General features: G+C 70.1%; 17 protein-coding genes. 3 read left to right on the top strand and 14 right to left on the bottom strand.

Annotated elements, in window-relative coordinates:
* Nucleotides 1-36: 36 nt before the first annotated feature.
* From AX721_RS19660 to uraH, 5 genes are read right to left on the bottom strand one after another with little or no spacing between them, the layout of a single operon-like run.
* On the bottom strand, nucleotides 37-1,230 hold the full coding sequence (locus AX721_RS19660; RefSeq protein WP_068877670.1) for a urate hydroxylase PuuD: 1,194 nt from the start codon (nucleotides 1,228-1,230) through the stop codon (nucleotides 37-39).
* Nucleotides 1,227-2,171 (bottom strand): xanthine dehydrogenase accessory protein XdhC, encoded by a 945-nt coding sequence (gene xdhC / locus AX721_RS19655; protein ID WP_068877669.1) that lies wholly within the window; start codon nucleotides 2,169-2,171, stop codon nucleotides 1,227-1,229. The genes AX721_RS19660 and xdhC overlap by 4 nt, the downstream gene beginning before the upstream one ends.
* Nucleotides 2,164-4,482: a xanthine dehydrogenase molybdopterin binding subunit gene (gene xdhB, locus AX721_RS19650; protein WP_068877668.1), complete on the bottom strand. Its 2,319-nt coding sequence runs from the start codon at nucleotides 4,480-4,482 to the stop codon at nucleotides 2,164-2,166. Before xdhB ends, xdhC begins: the two co-directional genes overlap by 8 nt.
* Complete coding sequence (xdhA, locus tag AX721_RS19645; RefSeq protein ID WP_068877667.1) at nucleotides 4,475-5,908, bottom strand: xanthine dehydrogenase small subunit; 1,434 nt, start codon at nucleotides 5,906-5,908, stop codon at nucleotides 4,475-4,477. The genes xdhB and xdhA overlap by 8 nt, the downstream gene beginning before the upstream one ends.
* Before the next feature lies 1 nt (nucleotide 5,909).
* Nucleotides 5,910-6,251 carry a hydroxyisourate hydrolase gene (uraH, locus tag AX721_RS19640; protein ID WP_156467273.1) on the bottom strand — a complete coding sequence of 114 codons (342 nt, stop codon included), beginning with the start codon at nucleotides 6,249-6,251 and terminating at the stop codon, nucleotides 5,910-5,912.
* A 110-nt stretch (nucleotides 6,252-6,361) separates the two neighbouring features.
* On the opposite strand from uraH, the gene puuE reads away from it, so the two are divergent.
* From puuE to alc, 3 genes are read left to right on the top strand one after another with little or no spacing between them, the layout of a single operon-like run.
* Entirely contained in the window at nucleotides 6,362-7,273 is a 912-nt protein-coding gene (puuE, locus tag AX721_RS19635) for an allantoinase PuuE (protein ID WP_068877666.1), read from the top strand.
* Nucleotides 7,263-7,727 (top strand): 2-oxo-4-hydroxy-4-carboxy-5-ureidoimidazoline decarboxylase, encoded by a 465-nt coding sequence (uraD, locus tag AX721_RS19630; RefSeq protein WP_068877665.1) that lies wholly within the window; start codon nucleotides 7,263-7,265, stop codon nucleotides 7,725-7,727. The genes puuE and uraD overlap by 11 nt, the downstream gene beginning before the upstream one ends.
* Nucleotides 7,728-7,740: 13 nt before the next feature.
* Complete coding sequence (gene alc / locus AX721_RS19625) at nucleotides 7,741-8,730, top strand: allantoicase (RefSeq protein WP_068877664.1); 990 nt, start codon at nucleotides 7,741-7,743, stop codon at nucleotides 8,728-8,730.
* Here the strand turns inward: alc and AX721_RS19620 are convergent.
* Genes AX721_RS19620 through AX721_RS19580 form a run of 9 tightly spaced genes read right to left on the bottom strand, consistent with a single transcriptional unit; the run spans nucleotide 8,727 to nucleotide 14,637 of the window.
* Entirely contained in the window at nucleotides 8,727-9,476 is a 750-nt protein-coding gene (locus AX721_RS19620; protein ID WP_068877663.1) for an NIPSNAP family protein, read from the bottom strand. The two genes, alc and AX721_RS19620, sit on opposite strands and share 4 nt — an antisense overlap.
* A gap of 53 nt (nucleotides 9,477-9,529) precedes the next feature.
* A complete protein-coding gene (gene ureG / locus AX721_RS19615) occupies nucleotides 9,530-10,156 on the bottom strand; it encodes an urease accessory protein UreG (RefSeq protein WP_068877662.1) in 627 nt (208 codons plus the stop codon).
* The gene (locus tag AX721_RS19610) at nucleotides 10,153-10,830 is read right to left on the bottom strand and encodes an urease accessory protein UreF (protein WP_068877661.1); all 678 of its coding nucleotides are present in this window, start codon (nucleotides 10,828-10,830) and stop codon (nucleotides 10,153-10,155) included. The genes ureG and AX721_RS19610 overlap by 4 nt, the downstream gene beginning before the upstream one ends.
* Nucleotides 10,799-11,254 carry an urease accessory protein UreE gene (locus tag AX721_RS19605; protein ID WP_197422652.1) on the bottom strand — a complete coding sequence of 152 codons (456 nt, stop codon included), beginning with the start codon at nucleotides 11,252-11,254 and terminating at the stop codon, nucleotides 10,799-10,801. The genes AX721_RS19610 and AX721_RS19605 overlap by 32 nt, the downstream gene beginning before the upstream one ends.
* Nucleotides 11,251-12,957: an urease subunit alpha gene (gene ureC / locus AX721_RS19600; protein ID WP_068877660.1), complete on the bottom strand. Its 1,707-nt coding sequence runs from the start codon at nucleotides 12,955-12,957 to the stop codon at nucleotides 11,251-11,253. Before ureC ends, AX721_RS19605 begins: the two co-directional genes overlap by 4 nt.
* Nucleotides 12,957-13,262: an urease subunit beta gene (locus AX721_RS19595; RefSeq protein ID WP_068877659.1), complete on the bottom strand. Its 306-nt coding sequence runs from the start codon at nucleotides 13,260-13,262 to the stop codon at nucleotides 12,957-12,959. Before AX721_RS19595 ends, ureC begins: the two co-directional genes overlap by 1 nt.
* The gene (locus AX721_RS19590) at nucleotides 13,259-13,489 is read right to left on the bottom strand and encodes a hypothetical protein (RefSeq protein WP_068877658.1); all 231 of its coding nucleotides are present in this window, start codon (nucleotides 13,487-13,489) and stop codon (nucleotides 13,259-13,261) included. Before AX721_RS19590 ends, AX721_RS19595 begins: the two co-directional genes overlap by 4 nt.
* Nucleotides 13,490-13,500: 11 nt before the next feature.
* Nucleotides 13,501-13,803, bottom strand: a complete 303-nt coding sequence (locus AX721_RS19585; RefSeq protein ID WP_068877657.1) for an urease subunit gamma — start codon at nucleotides 13,801-13,803, stop codon at nucleotides 13,501-13,503.
* Nucleotides 13,804-14,637, bottom strand: coding sequence for an urease accessory protein UreD (locus AX721_RS19580; RefSeq protein ID WP_068877656.1), 834 nt, complete (start codon nucleotides 14,635-14,637; stop codon nucleotides 13,804-13,806).
* Nucleotides 14,638-14,755: the final 118 nt, after the last annotated feature.

Raw genomic sequence — 14,755 nt, 5'->3', positions numbered from 1 at the left:
CTCCCCCAAGGGGGGAGGACCTGGGATGGCCCACCATCATCCGCCCACCTTCGCGCCGGCCTTGATCCAGGCGCCGAGCTGGGCGCGTTCGGTTTCGGTCATCTGGGTTTCGTTGCCCAGCGGCATGGACTGGGTGGCGACCGCGCGGGTGTAGATCTTCTCGGCGTGTTGCTGCAGGCCGGCGTCGGTGTCGAACATCGTGCCGTTGGGCGCGACCGGCACGCCGCGGTGCGTGGGGTGGGCGGCGTGGCAGGCGATGCAGTGCTTGTCGACGATGGCGCGGACGGTGGCATAGGCGGGGACCTCCGCCACGGTGGGCGGCTTGGGCCGGGCGCTCTCGTTCAGCACCGCGACGGTGACGAAGGCCAGGGCGCCGTAGAGCAGCATCTGGGGCTCCACCCGCCCGGCGTTCTTGAGGTTGAAGAAGTGGCGGATCGTCCAGCCGGCGATCCCCAGCCCCGCCAGCCAGAGCCAGTTCAGCGGGGCGGCGAAGATCATCGGATAGTGGTTGCTGATCATGATGAACAGCACCGGCAGGGTCATGTAGTTGTTGTGGACGGATCGCTGCTTGGCCTGCTTGCCCAGCGATGGGTCGGGCGCCTGGCCGGCCAGGACCTGGGCCACCACCTTCCGCTGGTTCGGGATGATGATCAGGAAGACGTTGGCCGCCATGACCGTGCCGATGATGGCGCCCACGTGCATGAAAGCGCCGAGGTCGGAGAAGACCCGGGTGAGGCCAAAGGCGGCGGCGGTGAGAACCAGGAACCAGACCGCGCCGAACAGCCGAAGGTTCTGGCCGATCCGTGAGCGGCAGAGGCCGTCGTAGACCAGCCACCCGGCCGCCAAGCTGCCCAGGCCCAGCAGGATCGCCTGCCAGGTGGCCAGGTCGGCCTTGGTCTTGTCGATCAGGTTGAGGTCGGCGCCGACGTAGAAGATCAGGCTGAGCAGCAGGAAGCCCGAGATCCAGGTGGTGTAGGCCTCCCACTTGAACCAGTGCAGCTCCTCCGGCATGTCGGCCGGGGCCACCATGAACTTCATCTGGTGGTAGAAGCCGCCGGAGTGGACGCTCCACAGCTCGCCGGCCACGCCCTCGCCGCGCGGAACCTTGGGCGGCTTCAGATGGCTGTCCAACCACATGAAATAGAAGGACGATCCGATCCAGGCGATGCCGGCGACCAGGTGCAGCCAGCGGATCGCCAGGTTCGCCCAGGCTTCGAGGTCGGCGATCATTCGGCGGTGTCTTCGGTCAGTTTCAAGAGCTCGGCCGCCAGGGCGACGGCGATCACGGCGGGCGCCTTGCTCTTCAGTTCGGCGATGCCGATGGGGCAGGTGAGGCGGGCGAGTTCGGCGTCGGCGACCCCGTCGGCCCGCAGGCGGCTTTCGAAGCGCGCGCGCTTGGTCCGCGAGCCGATCAGGCCGAGGTAGCGGAAGTCTCCGCGGGCCAGTACCGCCCGGGTCAGGCGATAGTCCAGGTCGTGGCTGTGAGTGAAGATGGCGAACAGCGTGTCGGCCGGCGCCGCCTCCGCCGCCTCCACCAGTTCATCCTCGTCGAGGATCGTGGCCCGGGTTCCGCTGGCCTCGGGGCGCAGATCCTCGCGGCTGGCCAGCCAATCCAGGTGGAAGGGCAGGGGCGCGAAGGCGCGGGCCACGGCCTGGCCCACATGGCCGGCGCCGAAGATGACGAGGCGCGGCAGGGTGGGACGGATCAGTTCGGACACGCAGCGAACCTCCGGGATCGGAATGCGCGGGCTGTCGGCGGCCGGAACTTCGGCCTCGACGGCGCGGGTCATGCCGCCCTCTTCGAATCTGGCTGTCAGGGCGAAGGGCCTGGTCGCCGCGGCGGCCGGCTCCAGCCAGGGGAGGCTGTCTGCGTCCACCCGCTCGACCAGCAGGCGCACATGGCCGCCGCAGCATTGGCCCAGCAGCGGGCCCAGCGGATAGTCCTGCAGCGCATGGCGGCGCTCAGCCTGGCGCAGCAGCCGGCGGGCCTGGTCGAGACCTTGGCGCTCAAGGGAGCCGCCGCCGACGGTGCCTGTAAAACGGTCGGGCCAGACCAGCATGCGCGCGCCGATCTCGCGCGGCGTGGAGCCCTGCGCCCCCACGACGGTCACCATCGCCAGCGCCTCGCCGCGCCGGGCGGAGGCCAGGGCCTGCCCGATCCAGTCAGCCATTGGCTGCTCTCCGGCGGACATCGTTGCAGGCCGCCAGGATGCGTTCCGGCGTCGCGGGGGCGTCCAGGTTCGGCATGACCTTATGGCACCCCACGCTCGCCACCGCGTCGGTCAGGGCGGAAAAGACCGAGATCGCCAGCATCAGCGGCGGCTCGCCCACGGCCTTGGAGCGGTGGATGGTGTTCTCGCGGTTTTCGCCCGGCTGCCAGATGGCGATGTTGAACTCATTCGGTCGGTCGCCGGCGGTGGGGATCTTGTAGGTCGAGGGGGCGTGGGTGCGTAAGCGCCCCTCGTCGTCGAACACCAGCTCCTCGGTGGTCAACCAGCCCATGCCCTGGATGAATCCGCCCTCGATCTGGCCGAGGTCGATGGCCGGGTTCAGCGAGCGGCCCACGTCGTGGAGGATGTCGACGCGGACGACCTTGTTCTCGCCGGTCAGGGTGTCGACGACCACCTCCGAACAGGCCGCGCCATAGGCGTAGTAGTAGAACGGCCGGCCCTTGTGGGTGACCCGGTCGTAGTGGATGTCCGGGGTCTTGTAGAAGCCCGCCGCCGACAGCGAGACGCGAGCCACATAGGCCTCGTGCACGAAGTCGCGGAAGCTCAGGAGCTCGGCGCCCAGGCGCACGCCGCTCTCCGTGAAGACGGGCGCATGGCCGTAGCTCTGGACCGCCCAGTCGGCGAGGCGGGCCTTGATCTGCTCGCAGGCGTCCAGCGCCGCCATGCCGTTGAGGTCGCTGCCGGAGGAGGCGGCGGTCGCGGAGGTGTTGGGCACCTTGTCCGTGCGCGTCGAGGTGATCTTCACGCTGGCGAGCGGAACCTGGAAGGCGTCGGCGGCGACCTGGGCGACCTTGATGTTGAGCCCCTGGCCCATCTCGGTCCCGCCGTGGTTCAGGTGGATCGAGCCGTCGGTATAGACGTGCACCAGGGCGCCGGCCTGGTTGAGGTAGGTGGTGGTGAAGGAGATGCCGAACTTCACGGGCGTCAGGGCGATCCCGCGCTTCAGGTGGTCGTTCTCCGCATTCCAGGCGGCGATGGCGGCGCGGCGGGCGCGGTAGTCGCAGCTGGCCTCCAGCTCGATCATGATCTCGCGGGCCACCGCGTCGGTGACCGTCTGGCCGTAGGGCGTAAGGTCGCCCGCGACGCCGTAGAGATTGGCCAGGCGCACATCCAGCGGGTCCTTGCCCAGCGACAGAGCCACAGCGTCGAGCGCCCGCTCGATGGCCATCATCCCCTGCGGCCCGCCGAAGCCGCGGAAGGCGGTGTTGGAGACGGTGTGGGTGCGGGCGCGGTGGCTGACGATCTCGGCCGCCTGCAGGGCATAGGCGTTGTCCGCATGGAACATCGCCCGGTCGTTGATGGCGTGGCTGAGGTCGGCGGAGAAGCCGCACCGGGAGGCGAATTCGAAGGCGGCCCCTTGCAGCTTGCCGTCGCCGTCGAAGCCGAGCGTCCAGTCGATCTCGAAATCGTGCCGCTTGCCCGTCATGACCATGTCGTCGTCGCGGTCGAGGCGGATCTTGGCGGGGCGGCGGGTCAGCTTCGCGGCCAGCGCGGCCATGGCGGCCCACTGCACCGACTGGGTCTCCTTGCCGCCGAAGCCGCCCCCCATGCGGCGGACCTCCACGGTGATGTCCCCATCGGCGCAGCCCAGCACTCGGGCCAGGATGGCTTGCGTCTCCGTCGGGTGTTGGGTGGAGGTCCAGACGTGCAGGTCCCGGCCCTCGCCCGGGACCACCAGGGCCACTTGGCCTTCGAGATAGAAGTGCTCCTGCCCGCCGACCTGGAGATGGCCCGATAGCTGGTGGGGCGCCGCGGCGATGGCGGTCCGGGCGTCGCCCAGGCGGATGGTCTGGGTGGGCTCGATGAAGGCGCCGGCCGAGACCGCGGCCTCGGCGGTCAGCAGCGGCGGCAGGTCCTCGTATTCCACTACGGCCATGGCGGCCGCGGCGCGGGCCTTGGGCAGGGTCTCGGCGACCACGCAGAACAGCGCCTGGCCCTGGAACTTTACCTCGCCCTCGGCGAACAGCGGGTCGTCGCCGGCGAAGGGGCTGATGTCGTTCTTTCCGGGGACGTCGGCGGGCGTCAGCAGCGCCACGACGCCGGGCGCGGCGCGGACCGCAGCGAGGTCGAGTTTCGTCACTCGGGCATGGGCCCGGGCGCTCTGGCCGACGTAGAGGTGCACGAGGCCCGGAGGCTCCGGGATGTCGTCGATATAGAGCGCCTCGCCGCTCACGTGGCGTGGCGCGCTGTCGTGGCCGATGGGCGCGTGTAGGACCGGGAGATGACGCGTGGCGCCGCCGCTGTCAGCCATAGGCCACCGCCTCTGCGTCCAGCACACGCGCCGCGCCGCCGCTCTCCAGGTAGGCGCGGCGGATCATGTTCCGGGCCGCCTCCAGTCGATAACCGGCCGAGGCGCGCATGTCGGTGAGGGGGGTGAAATCGTCGGCCAGCGCTACGACCGCCGCCTCGATCGTCGCAAGGGTCCAGGGCTTGCCGGTGAGCGCCGCCTCGCAGGCCGCCGCGCGCTTCGGCGTCGCCGCCATGCCGCCGAAGGCGATACGGGCGTCGGTCACCTTGCCGGCTTCGACGCCGACCGACAGGCCCAGGCACACCGCTGAAATGTCCTGGTCGAAGCGTTTGGAAAGCTTGGCGATCTTGAAGATTCGGCCCTTGGCGATCTTGGGGACGATCACCGCCTCGACGAACTCGCCGGGCTGGCGGTCCTGCTTGCCGTAGGCGAGGAAGAAGGCTTCCAGCGGCACCTCGCGGCGGGTCGAGCCGCGGCGCAGGACCAGGGTCGCGCCGGCCGCGATCAGCGCCGGCGGCATGTCGCCGATGGGCGAGCCGTTAGCGATGTTGCCGCAGACCGTGCCGAGATTGCGGACCTGCAGTCCGCCCAGCCGGCGCAGCAGGTCGCCGAACTCGGGGTGGAGCGCTGTCAGTGCAGGTTGGGCGTCGACGTAGCGGACGGCCGCGCCGATCCGGACGGCGTCGCCAAGGTCTTCGACCCCCGTCAGATCGGCCGCCTCGTTCAGCGAGATGAGGGTCGACAGGATCCGCTGCTGCTTGGTCACCCAGAGGCAGACGTCGGTGCCGCCGGCCAGGATCGTGGCGTCCGGATGCGCCAAGAGCGCGGCCGCCAGCTCATCGGCCGAACGGGGCGCGAAGTACCGCCGCCCCTTGTGCTCGAGCGCGAGCTCTTCGGCGGGCTGGATGGCCTCAAGGGCCGCGGCGATGTCCGGTGCCGGCGCCTCGCCCATCGCCTGCCCTGCGGCGAGGATCGGGCCATAGCCAGTGCAGCGGCAGAGGTTGCCGGCCAGGGCGTCCTTCAGGCTTGCCGGGTCGGCGGGGGCGCCTTCCTGCTGGATGGCGTAGAGGCTCATGACGAACCCCGGCGTGCAGAACCCGCACTGGCTGCCGTGATGGTCCACCAGGGCCTGCTGGACCGGATGCAGCGCGCCCTCGCGGCCCAGGCTCTCCACCGTGAACAGGGCCCGCCCGTCCAGCATGGGCGCGAAGAGGATACAGGCGTTCACCGCCCGGAAGCGCACGCGGCCCTCGCTGAGCTCGCCCAGCACCACGGTGCAGGCGCCGCAGTCGCCCTCGGCGCACCCCTCCTTCGTGCCCGTCAGGCGCAGGTGGTAGCGCAGCAGGTTGAGGACGGTCAGGGTCGGGTCGGTGTCGGCGGGCAGCTCTCGCACCTCGCCGTCCAGCAGGAATCGGATCGGCCGGCCCATGTCAGCTGCCCCGGTAGGTCGAATAGGCGAAGGGGCTGACCAGGAGCGGCACGTGGTAGTGGGCGCCCGCCTCGGCGACGCCGAAGTCGATGACCACGGTCTCCAGGAACGCGGGCCGCGCAAGGGCGACGCCGAGGCTGCGGAAATACCCGCCCACGTCGAACTCGAGACGGTAGGCGCCTGGCGTGAGGGCGTCGCCATCGAGCAAGGGCTGGTCCACCCGGCCGTCGGCGTTGGTCACCGCTGAGGCCAGCACCTGTTCCGCGCGCGACAGGCGCAGCGTCACGCCCGCTGCGGGCCGGCCGTGCATGGTGTCGAGGACGTGGGTGGTGAGGCCGCTCAAGGAAGACTCCGAAATCCAGCCGCCCAGAATCCGCCCTGAGGCCGGGAATTGCAACCGTGGCGCAGGATTGCGACGGTGCGCCCCTTACGAAGCCTGCTAAGCGGACAACCATGCCCGAGCCCAGTTACCCACGCGACCTCATCGGCTACGGCAAGGATCCGCCGCACGCCGACTGGCCGGGCGGGGCGCGGATCGCGATCCAGATGGTGCTGAACTACGAGGAGGGCGGCGAGAACTGCGTCCTGCATGGGGATCCGGCCTCCGAGGCCTTCCTCTCCGACATGATCAATCCGCCCGCCGTCGCCGGCGCGCGGCATATGAGCATGGAACAGATCTATGAGTACGGCAGCCGGGCCGGGGTCTGGCGGCTGCTGCGGCTGTTCGACCGCTACAAGACGCCGGTGACGGTGTTCGGCGTGGCCATGGCCATGGAGCGCAACCCGGCCGTGGTCGAAGCCATGCTGGAGGCGGGCCACGAGATCGCCAGCCACGGTTGGCGCTGGATCAACTACCAGGACGTGCCCGAGCGGGTGGAGCGCGAGCACATGTTCCGCGCCATCGACATCCACAAGCGGCTGACGGGCGAGCGGCCGCTGGGCTGGTACACCGGCCGCACCAGCCCCAACACGCGGGCGCTGGTGGCGGCCGAGGGTGGGTTCCTCTACGACGCCGACGACTACTCGGACGACCTGCCGTTCTGGACGGAGGTGGGGCGGCGCCCGCACCTGATCGTGCCGTACACCCTGGAGGCCAACGACATGCGCTTCTCGGGAACGGGCCTCAATACCGGCGAGCAGTTCCATTCCTACCTGAAGGACGCCTTCGACGTGCTCTACGCCGAGGGCGAGGACCGGCCGAAGATGCTGTCCATCGGCCTGCACTGCCGCATCGTCGGGCGGCCGGGGAAAATGGCGGGCCTGGAGCGCTTCATCCGCTATGCCCTGGGTCACCAGGACGTCTGGTTCTGCCGGCGGATCGAGATCGCCCGGCACTGGCGGGAGCGGCATCCGCATGGGCGCTAAGGAGGATTTCATCGCCCGCTTCGGACCGGTCTACGAGGCCTCGCCCTGGGTGGCGGAGGGCGTGTGGCCGGATCCGCCGGCCGATCGCGAGGGCCTGGCGAAGGCCATGGCCGCGGTGGTGAACGCCGCCTCGCGGGAGCAGAAGCTGACCCTGATCCGCGCCCACCCCGAACTGGCCAGCCGCGCGAAGATGGCCGACGCCTCGGTCCGCGAGCAGGCGGGCGCCGGGCTCGACCAGTGCAGCCCCGAGGAGTTCGAGGCGTTCCAGCGGCTGAACGCCGCCTACAACGACCGCTTCGGCTTTCCTTTCATCTTCGCGGTGAAAGGCGCGACGCGCAGCGATATCCTGGCGGCGTTCGAAGCGCGCCTCGCCAACGACCCGGAAACCGAGTTCGAGACGGCTATCGCCCAGATCCACCGGATCGCCGGCTTCCGCCTCGCCGACCTGATCTAGAGACGTAAAGCCCATGTTCGATGACCTTCGCCGCCAGTTCGTGGATCTTGCCCAGCCCCGCCTGGGCTCGGAGGTGGTCTACGCCACCGACGACTTCTTCGCCGACAAGGCGCGGCTGATCGCGCCGACCGAGCCGGTGTTCATCCCGGGCAAGTACGACGAGAACGGCAAGTGGATGGACGGCTGGGAAAGCCGCCGCAAGCGCACGCCCGGCCACGATTGGTGCGTGGTCAAGCTAGGCGTGCCCGGCATCGTCGCGGGCTTCGAGATCGATACGCGCCACTTCACCGGCAACTATCCGCCCGGCGCCGAGGTCGAGCTGTGCGTCTCCGGCGAAACCCTTCCCGGCGACGACGCCGGCTGGATCAAGGCCACGGGGCGGCTGGAGCTGAAGGGGAACGACCGCGCCTGGTTCCCGGTGGAGCACGCCACGCCCGCCACCCATGTGCGGCTGCACATCTATCCGGACGGCGGCGTCGCGCGGCTGCGCGTCTGGGGCCGCGTGGATCCCGACTGGAGCAAGGTCGCGGAGGGCGAGGTCATCGACCTGATGGCCATGGCCTGGGGCGGCCGCGGCATCATCGCCAACGACGAGCACTTCGGCCGGGTCGAGAACATGACCGCGCCGGGCCGCGGCGTGGACATGGGCGATGGGTGGGAGACCCGCCGGCGGCGGGAGCCGGGCCACGACTGGGCGATCCTGGAGCTGGGGACCTTCGGCCGGATCGGCGAGGTGATCGTCGACACGGCGCACTTCAAGGGCAACTACCCCGACCGCTGCTCCATCCAGGCGACGGCCAGGGCGCATGGCGCGCCGCACGAGCTGGCGGCCCAGGCCGAGAGCTGGCCGGTGCTGTTGCCCGAGGTGAAGCTGCAGGCCGACCACATCCACGCCTTTCGGGACGAGTTGGCCGACCTCGGGCCGATCCGGTTCGTGCGGCTCAATATCTATCCCGACGGCGGCGTCAGCCGGCTGCGGCTCATGGGGACGGTGGCCCGCTAGCCGTCGGTCGCGGCAAGTCGCAGCAACTCCGGCTTGCGCATCAGCGCCGGCAGCAATGTTTCGCCCGCCGTCTCGCGCCAACCTGTCCGTGCGCGGCGGCGGGCGAGAAAAGCGGCTTCACCGCCCGTCGGATGCGCAGCCCAGACGAAGACCCGATCGCGCTCGCGCACGGGCAGCGCCGGGAAGTTGTTTGGCCGCGTCTCGCTGACGAAGGTTCCCAGGATCTCCCCGCCATCCGCCTCGATCTGCGGCCGCATCGTCCCCGCGAAGAAGGCCGCGAAAGGGGCGACAAGATCGCTGTCGAGGTAATGGACGTAGATCAGGATTTCGCGCGGCAGGCCGGTCCGCGACCTGCGCCACGGATCGACCGGCTTGAGCAACAGCACGTTGTCCGAATCCAGCATGGTGGCGTTGGCCGCCTCGCGATGGGCCTTCCAGACCGGGCCGCCATAGAAGGTCGCCAGGGCCTGCGGCCGCGCCGCATAGTCGTCGAAGCCGCGCAGCCAGACGAAACGGTCGGGGTCGTCACGGTCGCGGAACGTCCCGAGCACCTGCGCGCCCAGCGCCTCCTGCGGCGCGACGAACGTGCGCTCGAAAAGTTCGATCAGGCGATCCCGCCCGCCAGGGTGGCAGGTGTACTGGCGCAGTTCGAGGACTTGATCGTCGGCTGCGGCTCTTGCCGGTGTAGCAGCCAGCGCAGCGCCGGCGGCGAGCAGGGTGCGGCGATTGGGCATGGGTCGGGTCATGACCCTGCTTTCACGCAGAGCTGCTGACAGCTTCCTGGCAGCAGTGCTTCCGGTCAGGCCGCCTTGGCGACCGGCAGCCCGCCGGCCTTGGCGAGGAAGGCTATGACCTCGTCGACCCCCTGCAGCCGGCTAAGGTCGGTGAAGACATGGGGCCGCTCGCCGCGGGCGGTCCGGGCGTCGCGGTCCATCACCGACAGGTCGGCGCCGACGTGCGGGGCCAGGTCGGTCTTGTTGATGATCAGGAGGTCCGAGCGGGTGATGGCGGGGCCGCCCTTGCGGGGGATCTTCTCGCCCTGGCAGACGCTGACGACGTAGAGCGTCAGGTCCGCGAGGTCCGGGCTGAAGGTGGCCGCCAGGTTGTCGCCGCCGCTCTCGATGAAGATGACGTCCAGGTCGGGGTGACGGCGGTTCAGATCGGCGATGGCGGCAAGGTTCAGCGAGGCGTCCTCGCGGATCGCCGTGTGCGGGCAGCCGCCGGTCTCCACGCCCAGGATCCGGTCCTCCGGCAGGGCCTGGAGGCGGGTCAGGATCAGGGCGTCCTCCTGGGTGTAGATGTCGTTGGTGACCACCGCGATGGACCAGCGGTCGCGCATCGCCTTGCACAGTTTCTCGGTGAGGGTCGTCTTGCCCGAGCCGACCGGCCCGCCGATGCCGACGCGCAGGGGTCCGTTGCCGCTCATGAGCCGAACAGCCTTCCGTCCAGGGTTTCATGCCGCATGGCGGCGATGTCGGAATTGAGCGTCGCCGAGCCGAGGTCGTCCAGGGTGGATTCCGCGGCCCGGGCCGCGGTGCGGATGATGACTGGCTCAAGGGCGGCGATCACCTGCAGAGCATCGGACTGGCCGAGCGGCACGGCGCGCACCGCCACGCTCACCAGGTTGGCGGCGAAGGCGTGCAGCCAGGCCATGAGGGCCGGTTCCAGGGGGAGGCACGCCGCCCCGGCGGCCGCGCCGAGCGCCACGGGATAGGGCGCGTGGATGATGGGCGGCGGGCTCCAGGCCGCGACGGCGGTCAGGAATGCCTCGCCCTGAGCCATGGTCTCGCGCCGGCGTTCCAGGGAAGGCGCCATCGCCTCGGCGAGCTCGACAATCTCGTCGAGAGCCACATGGTCCTCGGCGGTTACGGCGGTCCAGGCGGCCTTGGCCAGGACCGCATCCGTCCAGGCCGACCCGTGCTCGAGCAGGGCCGCGATCCAGCCCGTGAGCGAGCGCACGTCGTTGACCGCGCCTTCGCGGATCGCCGTCTCCAGCCCGTGCGAGAAGCCGAACGAGCCGACGGGAAAGGCGGGCGACAGCCACGTCAGGAGACGGAGCAGCCGCGCTTCAGTGGGCATGATCGTGGGCCCCGTGGTCATGATAGGCCCCGCCTTCCGGATCGAACGGCGCCATGACTTCGCGCACATGCGCGCCCTGGTGCTGGAGCATGTGGGCGATCACGTGGTCACGGCGGATCAGGATGCGGTCGGCGAAGACCTGGGCGGCGAGGTGCCGATTGCCGATATGCCAGGCGAGGCGGATCAACTCCGCCGGCGTGTGGGCGGTGATCTCCAGAAGCGGTTCGGGCCTCGCCACGACGGCCACCACGCCGCCGCCGGGCAGCTGCAGCCCATCGCCGTCCTTCAGGTGCGTCGCCTCGGCGAGGTCCAGCAGGTACTCGGCGCCGGACGCGCCGGTCAGCACGATCCGCCGGCGGTGGCGGCCGTCGTAGTCCAGCGTCACCCGATCGGCGGGATCGCCCGTCCAGGCGCCGGCGGGCAGGATGTCGGTGATCGTAGTCAAAACAGGAAATACCTCTGCGCCATGGGCAGCACCTCGGCGGGCTCGCAGGTGAGCAGCTCGCCGTCGGCGCGGACCTCGTAGGTCTCGGGGTCGACGTCGATCGCCGGGGTCGCGGAATTGTGGATCATCGAGGCCTTGGAGAGGCCCCCGCGCACGTTTTCCACCGCCACCATCTCCTTCCACAGCCCCAGCTTCGCCGGCAGGCCGCTTTCGACGGCCAACTTGGAGGTGAAGACGACGGACGAGCGGGTCACGCTGCGCCCGTAGGCCGCGAACATCGGCCGGTAGTGGACCGGCTGAGGCGTGGGGATCGAGGCGTTGGGATCGCCCATGGGGGCTGCGGCGATGCTGCCGCCCAGGATGACAAGGTCCGGCTTCACGCCGAAGAAGGCCGGACTCCACAGTACGAGGTCGGCGCGCTTGCCCGGTTCGATCGAGCCGATGTGCGCGCTCATGCCGTGGGCGATGGCCGGGTTGATGGTGATCTTGGCGATGTAGCGCTTCACCCGGTTGTTGTCGGCGGGGCCGTCGCCGGGCAGGGGACCGCGCTGCTTCTTCATCTTGTCGGCGGTCTGCCAGGTGCGGACCGACACCTCGCCGACCCGGCCCATGGCCTGGCTGTCGGAGGAGATGATCGAGAGCGCGCCCAGGTCGTGCAGGATGTCCTCGGCGGCGATCGTCTCCTTGCGGATCCGGCTCTCGGCGAAGGCAACGTCCTCGGGGATCGAGGGGTCCAGGTGGTGGCAGACCATGAGCATGTCGAGGTGCTCGGCCAGGGTGTTGCGGGTGTAGGGCCGGGTCGGGTTGGTGGACGACGGGATCACGTTCGGAAGGCCCGCGACCTTCAGGATGTCCGGCGCATGCCCGCCGCCGGCGCCCTCGGTGTGGAAGGCGTGGATCGTCCGGCCCTTGAAAGCGGCGATGGTGTCCTCGACGAAGCCGCTCTCGTTCAGCGTGTCGGTGTGGATCATGCACTGGACGTCGAGGTCGTCGCAGACGCTCAAGGCGCAGTCGATGACGGCGGGCGTGGTGCCCCAGTCCTCGTGCAGCTTCAGGGCGCAGGCGCCGGCGGCGACCTGTTCCACCAGCGCCTCGGGCAGGCTGGCGTTGCCCTTGCCCGAGAAGCCGAGGTTCATCGGAAACGCCTCGGCGGCCTCGATCATCCGCTGAAGGTGCCAGGCGCCGGGGGTGCAGGTGGTGGCGTTGGTGCCGGTGGCGGGGCCGGTGCCGCCGCCCAGCATGGTGGTGACGCCGCTCATCAGCGCCTCCTCGATCTGCTGGGGGCAGATGAAGTGGATGTGGGCGTCCATGACGCCGGCGGTCAGGATCTTGCCCTCGCCGGCGATCACCTCCGTGCCTGGTCCGATGACGATGGTTACGCCCGGCTGGACGTCGGGGTTGCCCGCCTTGCCGATGGCCAGGATGCGCCCGTCGCGCAGGCCCACGTCGGCCTTCACGATCCCCCAGTGGTCGACGATCAGGGCGTTGGTGATGACGGTGTCGGCGGTCCCGGAAGCGCGGGTCGCCTGGCTCTGGCCCATGCCGTCGCGGATCACCTTGCCGCCGCCGAACTTCACCTCCTCGCCGTAGGTGGTCAGGTCGCGCTCGACCTCGATGAACAGCTCGGTGTCGGCCAGGCGAACCCGGTCGCCTGTGGTGGGGCCGAACATGTCGGCGTAGGCGGCGCGCGGGATCCGGGCCATCAGAGCCCGCCCATGACGTCTTGCCGGAAGCCGTAGACCACGCGCGCGCCGCCGAAGGGCACGAGGGTCACCTCGCGCGACTGGCCGGGCTCGAAGCGGACGGCCGTGCCCGCCGGGATGTCCAGGCGCATGCCGCGGGCGGCGGCCCGGTCGAAACCCAGGGCCGGGTTGGTCTCGAAGAAGTGGTAATGGCTGCCCACCTGGATCGGCCGGTCCCCGGTGTTGGCCACGCGCAGCGTCACGACGGCGGCCCCGGCGTTGAGCTCGATCTCGCCGTCGGCCGGGATGATCTCGCCCGGGATCACTTGCGCGCCTTCGCCCGGCGCCAGCCCCAGCCGGCGGCCGCGGCCAGGACGATGAGCGCGGCGAACGCGATCTGGTGGTCGGGCTGCGAGACCAGATGGCGCAGGGCCTGCACCGCTTCCATGTGCTCGTGATGGCCCTCATGGGCGGAAGCTGGCAGGCCGGCGACCACGGTGGCCGACAGGGCGGCGACTGTGGGAATGATCCTGTTCCAGGTCTTGCGTTGCATCGTCGTTTTCCTCAGCGGATCGGGTGGTGGACGGTCACCAGCTTGGTGCCGTCGGGAAAGGTGGCTTCGACCTGCACGTCGTGGATCATCTCGGCGATGCCTTCCATGACCTGGCCGCGGCCGACGACGTGGGCGCCGGCCTCCATCAGGTCGGCGACGCTGCGGCCGTCGCGGGCGCCCTCGACCACGAAGTCGGTGATCAGGGCGATCGTCTCCGGGTGATTCAGCTTCACGCCGCGGGCCAGACGCTTGCGCGCGACCTCGGCGGCCATGGCGACCAGCAGCTTGTCTTTCTCGCGAGGCGTCAGGTTCATTCAGGTCCTCCAGACCCGGGGCAGGGGCTCGCCGTCGCGCAGAATCTCCAGCGCCGGAAGCAGCGCCTCGCGCAGGGCGAAGCCGTCGGGCGCGACGACGCGGGCGAACAGCTTGCCATCGAAGACGCTGGCGCCGCCATGCTTTCCCAGCGCGGCCCGCAGCGGCGTCAGCAGGCGCCCGGCATCCTCGTCCACCAGCAGCAGCGAGGCGAAGGCGCGGCCGCCGTCCAGCACCGGCGCCTGGGCGGCCAGTTCCGCGATGGCGCCGTCCAGGCGCAGATCGTCGGCGAACACGAGCCGGCCCTCGCGGCGGATCCGCCAGCGATCGCGCAGCAGGCCGTGGCGCACGGTCTCGGCCATGGCGGTGCGGCCGAGGATCACCGCCTCAACCGCCAGCAGGCGCGCGCCCGCAGCCAGGTCGGCTTCCAGCGTGCGCGACAGGGCGCCGCCGTCGAACAGAATGGTCTCCTGCGGAAGCCAGTCGAGTCGGGCCCGTTCGCCCAGGATCAGGCCGACCCGCTGCCGAGCCTCGCCATCGCGGGCGCGGTAGACCTTCTCGCAGGCCTGGGTCGACAGCGTCAGGCGGCCGCCGTCGCCGGCGGTGGCCAGCCACTCCATGTGGTCGCCGCCCGTCAGTCCGCCGGACGAATTGATGAGGACAGCCTCGAGCCCGACGGCGCGAGCGTCGCGCGGCAGCCGGATCTTGCCGCAGCCGTCCTGGAACAGGCGCACCAGCCGCGTGCGCCCGCCATCGGCGGCCACGACGATGCGCCCGGCGCCACGTGCGCGCTGCAGTTTTGGCAGTTCCGGCAGAGAAGCAGGCCCCTGGATCACGGGCTCACCCTGAGGCGCGCGTCGGAGGTGTCCAGACAACGCTGGGGTGCGTGCATGCGTCAACCGCCGGCGCCCGGTTTTTGGGCGCCGCCTTTTGGACCGCCTTCGGGATTTCTTG

It is taken from the genome of Phenylobacterium sp. CCH9-H3 (genome assembly GCF_001557235.1).
GTDB lineage: Bacteria > Pseudomonadota > Alphaproteobacteria > Caulobacterales > Caulobacteraceae > Phenylobacterium.
This window is presented reverse-complemented; position numbering and strand designations above follow the sequence as displayed.